This is a genomic window from Ensifer aridi (assembly GCF_002078505.1).
GTDB lineage: Bacteria > Pseudomonadota > Alphaproteobacteria > Rhizobiales > Rhizobiaceae > Sinorhizobium > Sinorhizobium aridi.
In genome coordinates this window covers 164,449-183,332 of record NZ_LUAV01000004.1, presented here as the reverse complement: position 1 = coordinate 183,332, position 18,884 = coordinate 164,449, and the positions used below count along the sequence as shown (strand labels likewise).

Below are 18,884 nucleotides of genomic sequence, written 5' to 3'. Positions count from 1 at the left end.
AAGACGCGCGGCGCTGTATGCCGCTCTCGGCCGCACGTTCGCATGAGGGGGAAATCCGATGACGCGGTTCCGGTTTGTCTTGGCGGCGATCGCCGCTTTTCTCTTCGGTACCATGCAGGCAATGGCCGGCAACGCCTCCCTCGTTCTAGATGTCCGGACAGGCCGGATTCTCTCTGCTGAAAATGCCGATACGCTCAATCATCCGGCGTCGCTGACCAAGATGATGACGCTCTACCTGACCTTCGAGGCGCTGCACCGTGGCCAGATCGCCTGGAGTACTCCTTTGCCCATGTCTCAGACGGCCGCGCGCAAGCCACCGACGAAGCTCGGCGTCAGGGCAGGCGAGACGATCACCGTCGAAGAGGCCGTCTACGGCATGATCGTCCGCTCGGCCAATGATGCCGCCGCGGCGGTCGCCGAGCGGCTCGGAGGATCCGAGGAGGCTTTTGCTCGCATCATGAACGCAAAAGCCCGCCAGCTTGGCATGACCCGCACGTTCTTCGTCAACGCTTCGGGCCTGCCCGCGAGCCAGCAGGTCACCACGGCGCGCGATATGGCAAAATTAGCCGTCGCCCTCATGAGGCATTACCCACGGGAATACCGCATGTTTGCGGCCGGAAGCTTCCGCTTCCGCGGCCGTGTCATCCGCGGCCACAACAATCTGATGTACCGCTACCAGGGTATGGACGGGATCAAGACGGGCTATACCAGGGCTTCCGGTTATAATTTGGTGAGTGCGGTCAGCGACGGCAGCCGCCGCATCGTCGGCGTGGTGCTTGGCGGACGGTCGGCGAAGAGCCGGGACGACAAGATGGCCGCGATGCTCGACCAGCACCTCGGGCGGGCCGGGCAAACGAATGTCGCCACGGCCAGACAGCGGCGCCCGGTCGAGGTCGCGACATTGCCCGGCGTGTCGCTCTCCTATCTGGGCACGACACCCGCAGGCGAAGATGCAACGGCCGCGATCATCGCCGCTTCGACGCAAACGGTGGTGCCGGCGGATCGGCCCACGGCCCTGAGTGCCGATACGGACGTCAAACCAGCCGCGAACGGCTATTGGCAGATTCAGATTTCCACCGCGCCGACCGAGGAAGGCGCGCGCAAGATCCTCGTCGAAGCGCAGTCGGCCGGCGGCGCTGCCCTTCTCGGTGCGACCCCCCACACCAAAGCCGCTGGCTCTAGCGGAGCCGATCGCTATAGTGTGGGCTTCGTGGGCTTTGCCAGCCGTGAGGCGGCGGCCACCGCCTGCGATATCCTGAGAAAGCGATCCTATAAGTGCACCCTGCTCCCCGACCGGGGGTAGAGCGGGTTCACGCCTGCGTGCCGCCGACGGTGATCTGATCCATCCTGAGATGCGGCTGGCCTACGCCGACGGGCACCCATTGACCGGCCTTGCCGCAATTACCGATGCCTGTGTCGAGCTTCGTATCGTTGCCCACCATCGTCACCCGCTTCATTGCATCCGGACCGTTGCCGATGAGCATCGCCCCCTTGACCGGTGCGCCAACCTTGCCGTTCTCGATCAGGTAGGCCTCGGTGCAGCCGAACACGAACTTGCCGGAGGTGATATCCACCTGGCCGCCGCCGAAGGAGACGGCGTAGATGCCTTTCTTCACCGACGAGATGATCTCATCGGGGCCGCGGTCGCCGGCAAGCATGTAGGTGTTGGTCATGCGCGGCATCGGCACATGAGCATAGCCTTGGCGACGGCCGTTGCCGGTCGCCTTCATGCCCATCAGCCGCGCATTCTGCCGGTCCTGCATATAGCCGACGAGCTTTCCGTCCTCGATTAAGACGTTGTAGCCGGAGGGGGTCCCCTCGTCGTCGATCGAGATCGAACCGCGCCGCGCCTCGATCGTGCCGTCGTCGACGACGGTGACGCCCTTTGCCGCGACCTGCTCGCCCAGGAGCCCGGCAAAGGCCGATGTCTTCTTGCGGTTGAAATCGCCTTCGAGGCCGTGGCCGACCGCTTCGTGCAGCATCACGCCCGGCCAACCGGAGGCAAGCACGACATCCATGGTGCCGGCCGGCGCGTCGATCGCTTCGAGATTGACCAGCGCCTGCCTCAGCGCTTCGTCCGCACCACGCTTCCAATTCTCCTCGACAACGAGATCCCCGAAGCCGCGCCGTCCGCCAATGCCGAACGATCCGGTTTCCTGCCGATCGCCCTCGCCCACGACGACCGAGATGTTGATCCGCGTCATCGGCCGTACATCATGGACGCGATGGCCGTCGGCTCCCAGGATATCCACCACCTGCCAGCTTGCGGCGATCGTCGCCGTCACCTGCCGGACCTTGGGCTCCTTGGCGCGCAGATAGGTATCGATCTCCTGAAGAAGCGTCACCTTGGCCTCGAAGGTCGGCTCGCCGATCGGATTCTCGTCGCCGTAGAGCTTCTTGTTGGTGCGCTGCGGCGCGGCGGCGTAGGAGCCGGAATAACCGCGGGTCACCTGCCCCACGGCGTCAGCCGCCCGCCTCAAGGCCGCAAGCGACAGTTCGCCGGCATGAGCGTAGCCGACGGCCTCGCCGGCGACTGCACGAAGGCCGAAACCCTGGTCGGTGTTGAAGCTGCCGCCCTTCAGGCGACCGTTGTCGAAGGAGAGCACCTCCGCCTGGGCATGTTCCAGGAAGAGCTCGCCGTCGTCCGCTCCGGCAAGCGTCTCGGAAAGAACCTTGCGGACTGTTGCCTCGTCCGCATCGAAGAGGCTCATCAGATTGGTGTCCATGGTTCTGCTCCGCGTCGTGAGGGATTACTGGCTCCATTTAGGGAGCGCGGCGCCGCAAGCCAAGAAAAAACAGGCCACGAAAAGATTGGTCACGCAAGGCCAGCGTTCCAGCCTTCGAGGAGAGCAACCTCCTCGACGCCGGTGAAACGGGCGATACGATCAAGCTCGGCCATGAGCTTTTCCATGCGGCCCGACGATGCCTTGACACCCTTTTCCAACCAGAGCCGGCGCACGTCGAGGGTTCCGCGTTTGCGGTCGGCCTTCATGTCGATACGGCCGATCAGCCGGTCGCCTTCGAGTAGCGGAAAGACATAATAGCCGTACTCGCGTTTCGCCTCCGGCACGAAAACCTCGATGCGGTAGAAGAAATCGAAGAGGCGTTCGGTCCGGTTCCGGTCGCGCAGCAGGGGGTCGAACGGACTTAGCACCCGGATGCGCCCGGGCGGATCGGGAATGTCGCCGAGATTGTCCGGGAAGCCGGCGAAAGCGTAAGACGGGCGCGGCCGGCCGCCATTGGCGGACTCGATGACGATATCGCACAGCTCATCGCGATGGGCGGCGACCCAGGCCTTGGCCTCGTCGGGCGATACGAGGTCCCAGAAGGCAGCGATCTCGCCATGGGTCGCGAACCCCAACCGTTCGAGCGCGCTGCGGCAGGCCCAGTCGACGAACTCAGCATGGCTTACATCGCCTTCGTAATGACGCGTCGGGATGACGCGTTCGGTCAGATCATAGACCTTCTGGAAATTCTCGCGCCGGGCGATCGCAAGCTTGCCCTGCCGCCAAAGCACTTCGAGGGCCGTCTTCGACGGGTGCCAGTTCCACCAACCGCCGGACTCGTGACCATCTTCCTTCAGGTGGCGCGCCATTACCGCACCATTGGCCGCGATCCTCGCGTAGGTTTCGTCGCAGCCCGCATCGAAGCCCTCGCCTCGCCATTTGCGCCAGCGCTCGCGCAGCGTTTCGCTTTCCCATTTGAACCGGTGCTTCCAATAAACGAAGAAGGCGCTCGGGATGATGGAGGCGTCGTGCGTCCAGTGCTCGAAGAGCTCGCCGTCCTTTTCCAAAAGCTCGGCCAGATGCTCGCGGCGATAGGTCTGGTTGCGCGAAAAAAGGATCTGATGATGGGCGCGCTCGACGGTCGCAATGCTGTCGACCTGCACGAAGCCAATGTCGTGGATCAGCCGCAGCAAACCATCCTTGCCGAGCGCGCGATGCGGCGCGCCTGAAAGGCCCTGCTTAGCGAGAAAGATGCGTCGAGCATCACGGTTGGAAAGACGAATCGTCATGGCGGAAAGAATAGGCTTTTATTCCCATATATCAAACGCACTTCGATCGCAAAGCGATGCAGCCGAGGCGCATTGCTCTCGCCGATCCATTTGCCCTATAGAGCGATCACGAAAATTCGCGAGGAATCAAGGATTGGATATCCGCTTTACCGATTGCTCGGTCAGCTTCGGCGAACGGGTCGCGCTTAACCCCCTGACCCTCGCGCTCAGTGAACGGCGAATCGGCATCATCGGCCTCAACGGCTCCGGCAAGACGACCTTCGCGCGGCTGATCAACGGGCTCGTCAAGCCGAGCACAGGCCGCGTCACGGTGAACGGACTCGATACGATCAAAGACGATCGTGCCGTGCTCGCAGAGGCCGGCTTCATCTTCCAGAATCCGCAGCACCAGTTGATCATGCCGATCGTTTCCGACGATATCGCCTTCGGCCTCAAGAATCGCGGTCTGCCATCGAAAGAAATTTCGTTGCGCACGGAAGCGGTGCTGGCGCGCTTCGGCGTCAGCCATCTCGCAAGAAGGCGCGTGCACGAGCTTTCGGGAGGCGAAACGCAGCTCGTCGCCTTGGCGAGCGTCGTCGTCACCGGACCGAAGATCCTGATCCTCGACGAGCCCACCAATCAGCTCGACCTTCGCAACCGCCGGATGGTCGCCGAAACGATCGAGGCGCTCGACGAAGACACGATCGTCATCACACATGATCTGGCGCTTGTCGAAGGTGTCGAGCGGCTCCTGCTCTTTCATGAGGGCAGGCTCGTTGCCGATGGCTCGCCCGCAGAGACCATCCGACGCTATCACGAGGTCGCCGGATGCTGACGAGCCTCTATGTCGAGGGTGGAAGCTGGTTCCACCGCGTGGCGGTACGGGCGAAGCTGATCGCTCTCCTCGTCTTGAGCCTCGGGCTTTTCGTCACGAACTCGCCGCTTCTGCTGCTGCCTGCCTTTCTCCTCTGCGGCGGCCTCTATCTCTCCCTCGGCTTGACGCCGCGCCAGGCGCTGTCGCGCGTCGGCTTCGTCGTTTTCACCATCCTAGTTCTTGCCGCGGTCAACCTCTTCCTCATTCCTGTCCCGGAGGTCGTCGCCCTGGTCCTGCGGCTGATGGCCCTCGTGCTCTTCGCCGCGGCCGTCACGGCGACGGCGACGATCGGCGCCTTCATGGACGAGGTGACGATCCTCCTCAAACCGCTGGAGCGCCTCGGCCTCTTGCGGGCGGCCGACGTCAGCCTCGCGCTCGGTCTGGTATTGCGCTTCGTTCCCGATATCTTTGCCCGCTATGAGGCAATCAGCGAGGCGCACCGCGCGCGGGGGCTGCCGATCCGACCGCTGACGATCATCGGACCACTGATCATTCTCACATTGAAAGATGCGGATACGATCGCCGCGGCCATTGACGCCCGAGGTTTTCGTCGTCAATGAATTCGCGATTTCTAATAAAGGGTAGGACCACATGAACACCAGAGATCTCGTCCTCGTCGCGCTCTTCGCCGCAATCGTCGTCGTGCTCGGCCTTATTCCGCCGATCACACTCGGCTTCATTCCCGTTCCGATCACCGCGCAGTCGATGGGAGTCATGCTCGCGGGCTGCATCATCGGCGCCAAGCGCGGCGCGCTCGCCTTCCTCCTGTTCGTTCTGCTCGTCGCCATCGGCCTGCCGGCGCTCTCCGGCGGCCGCGGCGGGCTCGCCGTCTTCGCCGGCCCTTCGGGCGGCTTCATCCTCGGCTGGGCGGTCGCCGCTTTCGTCACCGGCCTGATCGCTGAGCGCTTCGTGCATCCGGGAAATTCGGAAGGGCGCCAGTTCGTTGGCTTCTTCCTCGCCTCCGTCATCGGCGGCATTGTCGTGCTCTACGCGATCGGCGTTCCGTGGCTTGCAACGGTCACCGGTACGCCGCTCATCGCGGCAGCAACCGGCTCGCTCGTCTTCATCCCGGGCGACCTCCTGAAGGCGGCGATCGCGACGCTCGCCGCCCGCGCCGTCTACGCCGGCTATCCGCTGCTGCCGGCACGCGTCTGAGGCAATGCCGCTTGCCGAGGCAATCACGCGTCATGCGAGCGAACGCCCGCATTGCCCGGCCTTCCGTATGGAGGGCCGGGTTTTCACGTTTGCGGAGCTTGCCGCAGAGGCCGGCCGTATCCTCCATGCGATCGAACGATCGGCGATAGAGGCGAGGCAGCCAAGCGTCCTTGCCGGTGGCGCACGCTTGATCGCGATCGAAACCGGCAATCATCCGCTCTTTGCCGCCGCCTTCGTCGCCGCCACAGCGGCCGGCAATTGCGCCGCGCTCATCGATCCGCATCTGCCGGAAGCGACACGCCGGCGGATGAAGGAACAATTGCGGCCCGACGTCGTCGTCCGCGCCGAGGGCGAGCTTCTGGATCTGGACGTGCCCTCGGCGGGGCGAACGCATTCGCTCGATGCCTTCGCCGGCTCTTCGGTGATCGGCGTCGGCGACGGGGCCGAGCCCTTCCTCGTCGTTCTCACCTCCGGCACTACCGGCGATCCGAAATCCATCATCCGTGACCGCAGGTCCTGGCGCGTGAGCCTCGAAACCGGTCAGCGGTTTTTCGGGCTCGGACCGGAAACGACGACCTATGCGCCGGGACCACTGGCGCATGGTCTGGCGCTCTATGCGCTTGCCGAGTGCCTGACGGCCGGGGCCGAATTCATCGGAGCCCGGCATTTCGAGCCACGCCGGGCGCTCGACGTTATCGCGAGCAGGCGGGCGCAGCGGCTCGTACTAGTGCCGACGATGCTGCGGCGGCTATGCGAGCAGGCCGACGGCAGGGAATTGCGCTCCGTCGAAAAGATCACCGTCGCCGGTGCCAAGCTCACGCCGACAGACCGCCAAGCGGCCGTCCACGCCTTTCCTGCGGCGGAGATCGTTGAATATTATGGCGCATCGGAACTCGGCTTCATCACGGTCTCCGGCGCGGGCGATGATCATTCGGCTACCGCTGTCGGCAAGGCGTTTCCCGGCGTCCGGCTGGCGATCCTCGACGACCGTGGACGGACCCTTCCGCCGGGAGAGACCGGAACGATTTTCGTCGAAAGCGGGCTGATTTCGGACGGCTACATTGCCGGCGGCGATGGCGTAGGGTTTCAGCGAGAGGGTACGCTCGCCACCGTCGGCGATGTCGGTTTCCTGAGTGACGACGGCACGCTCCATCTCATCGGCCGCTCGGGCGGCATGGTGCTCTCGGGCGGCAACAATGTCTATCCGTCAGAGATCGAGGCCGTGATCCTGACGGTCCCGGGCGTGAGCTCCGTCCTTGTCCTTGGCCTCGACCATCCCGATCTCGGCCAAGAGCTTGCGGCGGTGATCCAGCCGAACGGCGGTTTCGTGCGCGCGGCGCTGGAACGTCAACTTGCCGCCGCCCTGCCGCGCTACAAGCATCTGCGCAAGATCTGGCTCTGCCGGGAGATGCCGATGACCGCCTCGGGCAAGATCGCCGCCAAGGAGCTCCGGCAATGGATCGCGGAGGAGAACGGTGCCCTTGAACGTCTCATCTGATCCGGCTCGAACGCCGGTCGTCGTCGCCGCGCTGCGCACGCCGATCGGGCGCGTCAACGGCAGTCTCTCCACGGTCGAGCCCGCGAGCCTTGCTGCCCTGCTGATCGAAAGGATCGTCGCCGATGTCGGCATCGACCGGTCCGAGATCGACGACGTCCTCATCGGCAATGCCGCCAACAGCGCCGGCAATCTCGCCCGCCTCGCCGCGCTCGAGGCCCGGCTGCCCGTTTCCATCCCCGGCGTGACGGTCGATCGTCAATGCGGCTCGGGGCTGGAAGCGATCATCCTTGCGGCGCGGCAGGTCCAGGCGGGCGCGGGCCGCTTCTATCTCGCCGGCGGCACCGAGAGCGCCAGCCGCGCCCATATCCGGCTTCGGCCGCCGCTTGCGCGCGGCGAGGAGCCGCAGCCGGTGAAGCGCGCACGGATGGCTCCCGACTTCATCGGCGATCCGGACATGGGCGTTGCGGCGGAGAATGTCGCGATCGCCTGCGGCATCTCGCGCGAGCGGCAGGATCTGTTTGCGCTCGAAAGCCATCGCCGGGCCGTTGCGGCCGCAGTGGCGGGGCGCTTCGCGCGTGAGATCGTGCCGGTGCCGACGCAGGCCGGGTCGATCGTGACGGACGAGTGCCCCCGCCCCAACGCCTCCGCCGAGACGCTTGCCCGGCTGAAGCCGGCTTTCGTTCCGGGGGGCACCGTCACTGCCGGCAACGCCTGCCCCATCAACGACGGCGCAGCCATGGTGCTGGTGACGTCGCTCGCCGAAGCGCGCCGCCTCGGCGTTCCCTTTGTGCTCCAATTCATCGACGCAGCTACAGCCGGGGTCGATCCGAACCTGCTCGGTCTCGGTCCCGTCCCCGCCATGGCGAAGCTTCGCGCGCGCAATCCCGCGCTCGACCTCGCGGATATCGACTTCATCGAATTCAACGAGGCCTTCGCCTCGCAGGTCCTCGGCAGTCTCGACCGACTCGACATTTCGCCTGCACGCGTCAATCGCGACGGCGGTGCGATCGCGCTCGGCCACCCCTACGGCGCCTCCGGTGCGATCCTCGTCGTCCGGCTGTTCTCGCAGATGCTCGTGGCCGGCCCGGACAGGGAGGGCCTGGCGATGATGGGCATCGGCGGCGGCATGGGCGTCGTCGCCCATTTCAGCAGCATAGGGCCGGATCAGCCGGCGTAGCCGGCAAGCCATTCCCGGGTCGCTGTCGGCAGTTGCACCGGCTGATGCTTTCCGGGATCGACGGCGACCCAGACGATCTCGACTTCCGCCGAAAGCCGATCCCCGGTCTCGACGCGCACGGCAAAGCTCACGGAACTGCCGCCAAGCTTCGCGACCGTGACGGTGAAGCGCGCCGGTTCGTCGAAACGCAGGCCGCGATGGAAGATGCAGCCTGAGCGGCGGACGAGGTAGGCGGGTTCCTTTTCGACCGCCGGCCGATGCCGCCACATATTGGCGAGCGCTGCCTCCGCATGCGCGTAATAGGCCGCATTGTGCATGTGGCCGTGCATGTCTATATCGCGAAACGGAATGCGGATTTCCGTGACGTTTTCCCGCTCTCTGCCGTCCATGCGAGGCCCTCACCATGCGCTCCACACTCGTTAGACAGTTTGGCGATCCCAAACAAGTCATCGAACTCGTGGAAGCGCCGCGCCGGGAACCGGGGGCCGGCGAGGTCGAGGTCGAGATTTCGCTCGCTGCGATCAATCCGTCGGATCTGATTCCTGTCACCGGGGCTTACAGCGCACGTACGACCTTACCTTTCGTACCGGGCTTCGAAGGCGTGGGCACCGTCAGCCGCGTCGGGCCCGACGTGCGGGACCTTAAGGCTGGAGACCGAGTCGTTCCGATCGGTGCAAGCGGGCTGTGGCAGCATTTTCTCGTCCGCCCGGCCGAATGGTGCTTTCGCGTGCCGGACGGGATCGACGACAGGCAGGCGGCGATGAGCTACGTCAACCCGCTGACGGCGCTGAGACTCGTCGAGGCCCTGCGCGCGCATTTCGGTTCGCTCGTGGGCTTGAGCGTCGGCGTGACCGCGGCAGGCTCGGCGATCGGCGGCATGCTGATGAAGCTGCTGTCGCTCGAGGGGATGGTGCCGATGGCCATCCTTCGCAGCGAGAAAAGCCGCGTCCGTGTTGGCGGAACGCACCGGATCCTCGTCGCGGACGGCGGCGATCTCCCCGCAGGCACCAGATTTGACGCCGTGCTCGATGCCGTTGGCGGCCCCTTTGCGGGCGCGTTGATCGGCCGGTCTGTCGATACGGGCGGAGCCTTCATCCAGTACGGCGCGCTGAGCGGCGTGCCGGTACCGCAGGCAGCAATCGCCGCCCGTCCCGACGTGCGCTTCGCCTTCCTGTGGCTCCGGACCTGGGTGCATTCCGCCGGCCGCGACGCGCTCGATGCCGCCTTCGCCCGAAGCTTCGAAGGCATCGGCAACGGCCTCTTCGAAAGCCCGGTCGCCGCGATCTATCCCTTGAGCCGGCTCGCAGACGCGCTCGCGCACCAGCACAATCAGCATCGCGACGGCAAGATCCTGCTTGATCCGCGCTGTTGAAAATCGGAACTTTTGCCGTCGCCGCCATGGATTTTGACAGGTGCGCGCACTAGCTTTGCGCACATGGCCACGCATCTTTACGAAAACCCGGTCTTCCTGGAGCACGAGGTTCCCGAGGGGCACCCCGAGCGGCCGGATCGGCTGAAGGCGCTGAACCTCGCGCTCGAGCATCCGAATTTCGCGGAGTTGAAGCGGATCGAAGCGTTGCGGTGCGACGAGGATCTCGTGCTGCTCGCCCATACCGAAGAGCATCTGCGGTCGATCAAGCGTGCCATTCCGGACGACGACATCAACCAGATCGAGGCAGACACCTATGCGAGCCCGATGAGTCTCGAGGCGGCATTGACCGGCATTGGCGGTGCCGTTCAGGCAGTAGACGCAATCTTCGCCGGCGAGGCGGACAACGCCTTCATCGCAGCACGCCCGCCGGGCCACCACGCCGAAAAAGACAAGGCGATGGGCTTCTGCTTCTTCAACACGGTGGCGATCGCCGCACGCCACGCGCAGAGGGCACATGGGGCGGAGCGCGTCGCCATCATCGACTGGGACGTCCACCACGGCAACGGTACGCAGGATATCTTCTGGGACGACCCGTCCGTCCTCTTTTGCTCGACCCACCAGATGCCGCTTTATCCCGGCACAGGGACCAAAGACGAAACGGGCGTAAGGCACAATATCGTCAATGCGCCGCTTCCCCCCAACAGCAGCAGCGAGCATTTCCGCGACGCCTTCCGCACGCGGGTGCTCGCGGCCATCGAGAATTTCCGGCCCGATTTCATTTTGATTTCCGCCGGTTTCGACGCCCATCACCGCGATCCGTTGGCGCAGCTCAATCTGGTGGCCGAAGATTTCGACTGGGCGACGGGGCGCCTGATGGACGTTGCCGGCAAAAGCGCGGGCAACCGCATCGTCAGCTCGCTCGAGGGCGGCTACGACCTGCAGGGGCTCGCCGAGTCGGCCGGCCTGCATATTCTGAGACTAATGAGAGGGTAATTGATGAACACCACGACGCAACCGGACGTAACTGCCCTCTCCTTCGAGCAGGCGGTCGAGGAGTTGGAGCGCATCGTCTCGGCACTCGAACGCGGCGACGTGGCGCTCGACAAGTCAATCGAGATATACGAGCGGGGAGAAGCCCTGAAGAAGCATTGTGAGACCCTGTTGAAGGCGGCCGAGGACCGTATCGAGAAGATCCGCCTCGACCGTGCCGGCCGGCCGCAGGGCGTCGAGCCGCTCGACGCGGAACAGTAAAGGTTCTGGCCGGATGGGGCGCTTGCGAGCCTTCGCCCTCATCCGCCTGCCGGCACCTTCTCCGGCGACCTTTAAGTCCCGTCCCCGCCTGCGGGAGAGGGCTAGAGTGAGGGGCAGCTTTCGGCGCTTGGCCTCTTATCAACGATGATCCACCGAGAAACGCAGCGTCTCCCGATTGTCGCTATCGAACGGCCCGCATTGACGATAATCTCCAGTTGAGCCCCACAACCGGAGCGACCGCCATGTCCTTCTTTCCTGGTCCCGATCCGCTTGCCGGCGACAAGCCCGCCTGCGACGCCATCGAGCATCTGATCATTCCTCGCACCAGCGATATCGGCGGCCTGCAGGTGCGCCGTGCCCTGCCGACGGCGCGGCGGCGGCTCGTCGGTCCCTTCATCTTCTTCGACCGGATGGGCCCGGCGCTCTTGCGTGCCGGGGAGGCGATCGATGTCCGGCCGCATCCGCATATCGGCCTTTCGACTGTCACCTATCTCTTCGACGGCGAGATCAAGCACCGTGACAGCCTCGGCACCGAGATGGTGATCCGCCCCGGCGACGTGAACCTGATGACCGCCGGGCGGGGCATCGTGCATTCCGAGCGTTCGCCGGAGAACCAGCGCGGACACGAGCGTTCGCTTTCCGGATTGCAAACTTGGCTGGCGCTGCCCGACGACAAGGAAGAGATCGATCCGATCTTCACCCACACGGAAGAGCGTATGCTGCCGCATCTTGCCGACGGCGGCGTTCGCGCGCGCGTCGTGATCGGCACGTACGAGGGCGCCGACTCGCCGGTTTCGGTCTTCACCGATACAATCTACGTCGATCTCATGATCGAACCGGGCAAAAGTGCACCGTTCGCCGCGAAATGGGCAGAGCGTGCGCTCTATATCCTCTCCGGCGAAACGATCATCGCCGGCGACCATTTCGCCGACAACCAGCTCCTCGTCTTCCGTCCCGGGGACGAAATCACCGTCACGGCCGGCCCCTCCGGCTGTCACGTCATGCTCTTCGGCGGAGCAGCGCTCGGCTCGCCGCGCCATATCTGGTGGAATTTCGTCTCGTCGTCGAAGGAGCGCATCGACAAGGCTAAGGAAGAGTGGCGCACCGGGCGCTTCGATATCGTGCCGGGCGACGAGGAGGAGTTCATACCCTTGCCGCAGGGCTGATTTTCATTAAGTTCCTGTTAAGCCCTTGGTTGAAGCCGCAGGAAAGCCTAATTTTTGCATTCAACCGCAATAGCGTCTAAGAACTCTTTTGACCCAAACAGATCGCGCGCCCATGCGCTGGCGCGCATGAGGCATGCAGCGTGACACAATTGCCAACCAATCCGATGCCGGCGACCCCCCTGCTCGATAAGGTCAAGTATCCCGACGATCTGAAGAAGATCGACGACAGGGATCTGCCGCAATTGGCAGCCGAACTGCGCGCGGAAATGATCGACGCCGTGTCACGCACCGGCGGTCATCTCGGTGCCGGCCTCGGCGTAGTGGAATTGACGATCGCCATCCACAAGATCTTCGATACGCCGCACGACCGACTGATCTTCGATGTCGGCCACCAGTGCTATCCGCACAAGATCCTGACCGGCCGGCGCGACCGCATCCGCACGTTGCGCCAGGAAGGCGGGCTTTCCGGCTTCACCCGCCGCGCCGAAAGCGAATACGACCCTTTCGGTGCGGCACATTCCTCGACCTCGATCTCCGCCGGTCTCGGCATGGCGGTCGCCGCCGAGCTCGACGGCAAGACCCGCAATGTGATCGCCGTGATCGGCGATGGTGCGATGTCCGCCGGCATGGCCTTCGAGGCGCTCAACAATGCCGGGGCGCTCGACGCTCGCCTCATCGTCATTCTCAACGACAACGACATGTCGATCGCGCCGCCGACGGGCGCGATGAGCGCCTATCTGGCGCGGCTCGCCTCCGGGCGGACCTATATGGGCATTCGCGAAGTCGGCAAGAAGCTCACCGCCTATCTCGGCAAGACGGTCGACCGCGCAATCACCCGTGCGGTCGAGCATGCGCGCGGCTACGTCACCGGCGGAACGATCTTCGAGGAGATGGGCTTCTACCACATCGGCCCGATCGACGGCCACTCCTTCGACCACCTGCTGCCGGTGCTGCGCAACGTGCGCGACAACGCCAAAGGTCCCGTCCTGATCCATGTGGTCACCCAGAAGGGCAAGGGCTATCCGCCGGCCGAGGCCGCGGCCGACAAGTACCACGGCGTCAACAAATTCGACGTGATCACCGGGGCTCAGGCGAAAGCAAAGCCCAACGCCCCGGCCTATACCTCAGTGTTCGCCGATGCGCTGATCCAGGAAGCGAACCTCGACGACAAGATCGTCGCGATCACCGCCGCCATGCCGTCCGGCACCGGCCTCGACAAGTTCGCGACCATTCATCCGAAGCGCTGTTTCGATGTGGGCATCGCCGAGCAGCATGCGGTGACCTTCGCCGCCGGCCTCGCGGCGGAAGGTTACAAGCCATTTGCGGCACTCTATTCCACCTTCCTGCAGCGGGCCTACGACCAGGTCGTCCACGATGTTGCGATCCAGGGCCTACCGGTGCGTTTCCCGATCGACCGCGCCGGTTTCGTCGGTGCCGACGGGCCGACCCATGCTGGCTCGTTCGATACGACCTATCTTGCCTCTCTGCCCGGTTTCGTGGTGATGGCGGCCGCCGACGAGGCGGAACTCAAGCACATGGTGCGTACTGCCGCAGCTTACGACGAAGGGCCGATTTCCTTCCGCTATCCGCGCGGTGAGGGCGTGGGCGTCGAGCTGCCGGAGCGGGGCGACATCCTTGAAATCGGCAAGGGCCGGATCCTCAAGGAAGGCACCAAGGTAGCGCTGCTTTCGTTCGGCACGCGCCTTGCCGACTGTCTGTTGGCGGCGGAAGACCTGGATGCCGCCGGTCTTTCGACGACAGTCGCCGACGCACGCTTCGCCAAGCCGCTCGATCATGACCTGATTCGCCGGCTTGCCCGCGATCACGAGGTGCTGGTGACCATCGAGGAAGGCGCGATCGGCGGCTTCGCCAGCCATGTGCTGCAGTTTCTTGCGGAAGAGGGCCTGCTTGACGGCGGTCTCAAGGTGCGGCCGATTGTGATGCCCGACATCTGGATGGAACAGGCGAAGCCCGAAGCGATGTATGCGCATGCGGGTCTCGATCGCGCCGGCATCGTCTCGACCGTGTTCAAGGCGCTCGGCCAGAAGCATACCATCGGCCTCGGCGCCGCCGGCTGACGTATTACTCCATTCAACAGAAAGCCCGGCCGATCGGCCGGGCTTTTTGTTTTCCGAGATCGACGGGCCGCTCAGAATTCGGTCCAGTCCTGGCTCTGCGCAACGGCAGCCGAGCCGAAGGACCGCTTCAGCTTCTGGCCGAGTTGCCGAGCGGGAGACGCGACCGGCTTTGCTGCCGGCGAAGCGGCTGCCACGGCTGGCTGGCGGCGGTCGCCGAGCTTGAACTGGGCGATGAGCTCGTCCAGGGCAGCGGCCTCACGCGCAAGGCTATGGCTCGCGGCAGTCGACTGCTCGACCATGGCAGCGTTCTGCTGCGTGCCCTGGTCCATCGCATTAACCGCCGTATTGATCTCCTGCAGCCCGGTCGACTGTTCGCGTGCCGCAGTGACGATGGCGCTCACATGGCGGTTGATCTCGCGCACCTCCGCGACGATCGTCTCCAGCGCCGCGCCCGTCTCGCCGACGAGTCCGACACCGGCGCGCACCTGCTCGCCGGAGGTCATGATGAGCGCCTTGATTTCCTTGGCGGCATTGGCCGAGCGCTGTGCAAGTTCACGCACCTCCTGCGCGACGACGGCAAAGCCCTTGCCCGCCTCGCCCGCGCGCGCCGCTTCGACGCCGGCATTGAGCGCCAGGAGGTTGGTCTGGAACGCGATATCGTCGATGACCCCGATAATGTTCGAGATTTCTCCCGACGACTTTTCGATCTCGTGCATCGCGCTGACGGCGCGGCGGACGACCTCGCCGGATTTTTCCGCTCCGGCCCGCGTGCGCTCGACGAGGACGCCGGCATCTTCGGCGCGCTTCGTCGAGTCGCGCACCGTTGTCGTGATCTCCTCCAGCGCCGCCGCCGTTTCTTCGACGGAAGCAGCCTGCTGCTCGGTGCGCCGCGCCAGATCGTTTGCCGCTTCGCGGATTTCGGCGGCGCCGGCATTGATGGCACCGGCGTTCTCACCGACGGCGCGGAGCGTCGCCTGAAGCCGTTCAAGCGATTGGTTGAAATTCATCCGCAACGGATCGAGACGGTCGGCGAAGGGCGCCTCGATCCGATAGGCGACATTGCCTTCCGCAAGCGCCGTGAGCCCGGCACCGAGCGCTTCCATCGCGAAGCGCACCTCGGCCGCTTCGCGCGTCTTTTCGGCATCCGAGCGGCTGCGCTCGGCTTCGGCCTCGTTCCGCATCTTTTCTGTCTCTCCGGAAAGCCGGAGCTTCTCGACCGCGGCTTCGCGGAAGACCAGCACGGCGCGGGCCATCTGGCCGACCTCGTCCTTTCGGTCGAGCGCGGGCACATCGATATCGTGATCACCGCCGGCAAGGCGGCCCATGGCGCCCGTCATGCCGACGATCGGCCGCACGATCGCGCGCGAAAGCATCCAGGCCATCAGGACCGCCGCCACAGTTGCAGCGACGGCACCAAGCGCGAGCGCCGCCATCAGGACCGAGGTGGCGTTCGCCTGCAGAGCCTCCTGCTCGGCCGACCAGCCGCGCGCCTGCTGCTTGATCTCAGCGGCCGCCTCGCGAAACGCGTCGAGCTGGCCTTTCGTTGCCTTGCGACCGATCTCGACGACCTCGAGGATCGGCATTTCGGTCGTGCGGCGCGCCTCGAGCTGCGGCTTGGCGAGTTCGTTGAAATAGACGTCGGCCGCCTTCTGCATGTTGTCGAGACGGGCCAGCAACTGCGCCTCGCCGGAGGCCGCCTCGCGGGCGGCGGCAATGCTCTTTTCCATCCGCTCACGATTGGCAAAGACGTCGTTATAGGTGCTGTCGCTGCGGAAGAGTAGGAAACCGCGGAGATTGACCGCTTGCTCCAGCATGGCCTGGGACGCCTCGTCGATGAGGGTGACGAGCCGCGCTGACTGGCTCTGGTGGAGCGATGCCTGCCTGGCGAATTCGGCTTTGGAATAGACGACCGCGGACACGACCAGGAAAAGCGCAATCAGCGCCGAAAAGGTCAGGCCGAGTTTGCGGCTCAAGGAGATGTTCTTCAGAGACATGGGAGGGACCCTGCTTCGGGAATGGATGCAGACACGCGAACCGGATCGGCGCCGTGGGAGGGCCGGCCGCTTCGGTTGGCGCGAGAGACATTGGGTATGGCAGAGAAACGGAACCGATCATGGTTCGTCTGGAGGGCTTTGCCAGCGGTCGAACAATCGCAGCTTTTGATTTAATTTCGCTTAATTCACTGGCGCTCATGCGGCTCCCTTGCAATGCGCCGCCCGACGCGCGATGACGAACCATGTCCAATGAAACGCAGATGATGATCCGCCTCGATCAATTGCTCCTGAACAAGGGATTGGTGGCCAGTCGTGCCCGCGCACGTGACGCGATCCAGCGTGGAACCGTCAAGGTCGACGGCCGCACCGTGACCAAGCCAGCGGCGCCCTTCGCCGAAGACGTGACGATTGCCATCGACGATCCGGCGCAAGCCTATGTCTCCCGTGCGGCCTTGAAGCTTGCAGCAGCGCTCGACCATTTCGGCTTCGATCCGGCAGGTGAGACCTGCCTCGACATCGGGGCTTCGACGGGCGGCTTCACGGAAGTGCTTCTCAAGCGCGGCGCCGCGCATGTGGTGGCGATCGATGTCGGCCACGGACAGATGCACCCGCGCATCGCCGAGGACCCGCGCGTCACGAATATCGAAGGACTGAACGCCAGGTCCTTGGCCCCCGAGGACATCGGCAACCGCGCCATCACATTGATCGTGTCTGACGTCTCCTTCATCTCGCTGAAACTGGCGCTCCCGCCTGCGCTTGCGCTGGCCGAAGCCGGTGCGCGCGCGATTCTGCTTGTCAAACCGCAGTTCGAGGCGGGACGGGACGCGATCAGCAAGGCCGGCCTACTCAAGGATCCGGAGAGTGCGCCGGCCGTCGCAGCCGAGCTGGAGCGCTGGCTCGTCGAGGATATGGGTTGGCAAAGCCTCGGCCTCGTCCCCTCGCCCATTGCCGGCGGTGACGGCAACAGGGAATTTCTCCTCGCGGGGCGGAAACCATGAGCACCGAGATCGTAACCATCAGCCGCCTCGGCGCACAGGGAGATGGCATAGCACAGACTGAAGCCGGGCCTGTCTACGCACCGTTCACGCTGCCCGGCGAGACCGTGGCACTTGCGGTCAACAAGGCTCAGGGCACGCTGATTTCGCTGAAGGAGGTTTCCCCTGAGCGGGTCGAGCCTCCGTGCCGTCACTTCGGCCCGGAAGGGGTCAACGGCACCTGCGGCGGTTGTTCGCTTCAGCACGCCTCCGACGCGCTCTACCACACCTTCAAGCGCAACCTCGTCATCGACGCCTTGAAGTCGAAAGGTCTGACGCCGCACGTCGCACCGCTGATCGTCGCGCGGCCGGGCGAGCGGCGGCGCGCCGTCTTCACCGCCCGGCGCACGGAAAAGGAACTGCTGCTCGGCTACAATCAGGCGCAAAGCCACCACATCGTCGCGATTAGCGAATGTCCCATCACGAGCCCGGGCATCGTGTCGCGGCTTGCGACGATCCGCAAGATCGCCTCCGTGATGGCTTCCACGGCCGAACCGTTCCGGATCACCGTATTGGAGACGGCAACCGGCCTCGACCTCGCCTTCGAGGGCATCAAGCTCAACGATCGGCAAAGACGCGCGGCGGTCGAGGCTGTCCTCAGCGAGCGCGGCATCGCCCGTCTCAGCCTCAACGGCGAGGTGATCGTCGAACCCGTCAAGCCCACGATAGACTTCGGTGGCGTGACGGTTTCGCCGCCGCCCGGCGCCTTCACGCAAGCGACGCGGCCGGCCGAGGAAGCAATGGCGAGGCTCGTGCTCGACCACATCGGCAAGGCGAAACGCGTCGCCGATCTTTTCGCAGGCATCGGCACCTTCGCGCTGAGGCTAGCGCGAACGGCACGGGTCCATGCCGTCGAGGGCGAGGACAGGGCCTTGAAGGCGCTGGACTTCGCCGCGCGCAATACGCAAGGCCTGAAGCCGGTGACGGTCGAAAAGCGCGACCTCTTCCGCCGACCGATGATGGCGCAGGAACTGAAAGCCTTCGACGCCGTCGTCTTCGACCCGCCCCGCGCCGGCGCCGAGGCGCAATGTCACGAACTCGCCCGCTCGGGCGTGAAGAAGATTGCTGCGGTCTCCTGCAACCCCGTGACGCTCGCTAGGGATCTCTCGATTCTCGTCACCGCCGGCTACCGCATCACATCGGTAACGCCGATCGACCAATTCCTCTGGTCGGCGCATGTCGAAACGGTGGCGACTGTCGAGAAATGATCCCTCATGGGCTTCTGTTCATCTGTCCAGGAACGACGCGACTACTGCACGTGTCCTTAAATCGTACCCGATTTAAGGACAAA

At 64.6% G+C, this 18,884-nt stretch carries 17 protein-coding genes; 13 read left to right on the top strand and 4 right to left on the bottom strand.

Annotated features, from left to right (window positions below; translation table 11 throughout):
• Positions 1-58 precede the first annotated feature (58 nt).
• On the top strand, positions 59-1,303 hold the full coding sequence (locus tag AYK65_RS04470; RefSeq protein WP_046118441.1) for a D-alanyl-D-alanine carboxypeptidase family protein: 1,245 nt from the start codon (positions 59-61) through the stop codon (positions 1,301-1,303).
• Positions 1,304-1,310: 7 nt separating this feature from the next.
• Here the strand turns inward: AYK65_RS04470 and tldD are convergent, their stop codons facing one another.
• Positions 1,311-2,726 carry a metalloprotease TldD gene (gene tldD, locus AYK65_RS04465; protein WP_081157968.1) on the bottom strand — a complete coding sequence of 472 codons (1,416 nt, stop codon included), beginning with the start codon at positions 2,724-2,726 and terminating at the stop codon, positions 1,311-1,313.
• Positions 2,727-2,815: 89 nt separating this feature from the next.
• A complete protein-coding gene (locus tag AYK65_RS04460; RefSeq protein ID WP_046118443.1) occupies positions 2,816-4,015 on the bottom strand; it encodes a winged helix-turn-helix domain-containing protein in 1,200 nt (399 codons plus the stop codon).
• 133 nt (positions 4,016-4,148) lie between these two features.
• Between AYK65_RS04460 and AYK65_RS04455 the strand changes: the two genes are divergently transcribed.
• Genes AYK65_RS04455 through AYK65_RS04435 form a run of 5 tightly spaced genes read left to right on the top strand, consistent with a single transcriptional unit; the run spans position 4,149 to position 8,698 of the window.
• Complete coding sequence (locus AYK65_RS04455; RefSeq protein ID WP_026612919.1) at positions 4,149-4,829, top strand: energy-coupling factor ABC transporter ATP-binding protein; 681 nt, start codon at positions 4,149-4,151, stop codon at positions 4,827-4,829.
• Positions 4,823-5,428, top strand: coding sequence for a CbiQ family ECF transporter T component (locus tag AYK65_RS04450; RefSeq protein ID WP_026612920.1), 606 nt, complete (start codon positions 4,823-4,825; stop codon positions 5,426-5,428). Before AYK65_RS04455 ends, AYK65_RS04450 begins: the two co-directional genes overlap by 7 nt.
• 31 nt (positions 5,429-5,459) lie before the next feature.
• Positions 5,460-6,023, top strand: a complete 564-nt coding sequence (locus tag AYK65_RS04445; RefSeq protein ID WP_026612921.1) for a biotin transporter BioY — start codon at positions 5,460-5,462, stop codon at positions 6,021-6,023.
• Between the two features lie 4 nt (positions 6,024-6,027).
• Entirely contained in the window at positions 6,028-7,521 is a 1,494-nt protein-coding gene (locus AYK65_RS04440) for a class I adenylate-forming enzyme family protein (RefSeq protein WP_081157967.1), read from the top strand.
• On the top strand, positions 7,505-8,698 hold the full coding sequence (locus AYK65_RS04435) for a thiolase family protein (RefSeq protein ID WP_046118444.1): 1,194 nt from the start codon (positions 7,505-7,507) through the stop codon (positions 8,696-8,698). The genes AYK65_RS04440 and AYK65_RS04435 overlap by 17 nt, the downstream gene beginning before the upstream one ends.
• Here AYK65_RS04435 and AYK65_RS04430 read toward each other — a convergent pair.
• Positions 8,686-9,087, bottom strand: a complete 402-nt coding sequence (locus AYK65_RS04430) for an acyl-CoA thioesterase (RefSeq protein ID WP_026612924.1) — start codon at positions 9,085-9,087, stop codon at positions 8,686-8,688. The genes AYK65_RS04435 and AYK65_RS04430 overlap by 13 nt on opposite strands.
• A gap of 14 nt (positions 9,088-9,101) precedes the next feature.
• On the opposite strand from AYK65_RS04430, the gene AYK65_RS04425 reads away from it, so the two are divergent.
• The 5 genes from AYK65_RS04425 (at position 9,102) to dxs (ending at position 14,565) form a co-directional block, all read left to right on the top strand.
• On the top strand, positions 9,102-10,070 hold the full coding sequence (locus tag AYK65_RS04425; RefSeq protein ID WP_046118445.1) for a zinc-dependent alcohol dehydrogenase family protein: 969 nt from the start codon (positions 9,102-9,104) through the stop codon (positions 10,068-10,070).
• Between the two features lie 63 nt (positions 10,071-10,133).
• Positions 10,134-11,063, top strand: coding sequence for a histone deacetylase family protein (locus AYK65_RS04420; RefSeq protein WP_081157966.1), 930 nt, complete (start codon positions 10,134-10,136; stop codon positions 11,061-11,063).
• Positions 11,064-11,066: 3 nt separating this feature from the next.
• Positions 11,067-11,321, top strand: coding sequence for an exodeoxyribonuclease VII small subunit (locus tag AYK65_RS04415; protein WP_026612927.1), 255 nt, complete (start codon positions 11,067-11,069; stop codon positions 11,319-11,321).
• 242 nt (positions 11,322-11,563) lie between these two features.
• Entirely contained in the window at positions 11,564-12,487 is a 924-nt protein-coding gene (locus AYK65_RS04410) for a pirin family protein (protein ID WP_081157965.1), read from the top strand.
• A 164-nt stretch (positions 12,488-12,651) separates the two neighbouring features.
• Positions 12,652-14,565 carry a 1-deoxy-D-xylulose-5-phosphate synthase gene (dxs, locus tag AYK65_RS04405; protein WP_046118448.1) on the top strand — a complete coding sequence of 638 codons (1,914 nt, stop codon included), beginning with the start codon at positions 12,652-12,654 and terminating at the stop codon, positions 14,563-14,565.
• Positions 14,566-14,636: 71 nt separating this feature from the next.
• On the opposite strand, the gene AYK65_RS04400 is transcribed toward dxs, so the two are convergent.
• Positions 14,637-16,559 carry a methyl-accepting chemotaxis protein gene (locus tag AYK65_RS04400; RefSeq protein WP_046118449.1) on the bottom strand — a complete coding sequence of 641 codons (1,923 nt, stop codon included), beginning with the start codon at positions 16,557-16,559 and terminating at the stop codon, positions 14,637-14,639.
• A gap of 242 nt (positions 16,560-16,801) precedes the next feature.
• On the opposite strand from AYK65_RS04400, the gene AYK65_RS04395 reads away from it, so the two are divergent.
• Together AYK65_RS04395 and AYK65_RS04390 are read left to right on the top strand one after the other, a co-directional pair.
• Complete coding sequence (locus tag AYK65_RS04395; RefSeq protein ID WP_026612931.1) at positions 16,802-17,557, top strand: TlyA family RNA methyltransferase; 756 nt, start codon at positions 16,802-16,804, stop codon at positions 17,555-17,557.
• Positions 17,554-18,801: a class I SAM-dependent RNA methyltransferase gene (locus tag AYK65_RS04390; protein ID WP_026612932.1), complete on the top strand. Its 1,248-nt coding sequence runs from the start codon at positions 17,554-17,556 to the stop codon at positions 18,799-18,801. The genes AYK65_RS04395 and AYK65_RS04390 overlap by 4 nt, the downstream gene beginning before the upstream one ends.
• The last annotated feature ends 83 nt before the right edge of the window (positions 18,802-18,884 follow it).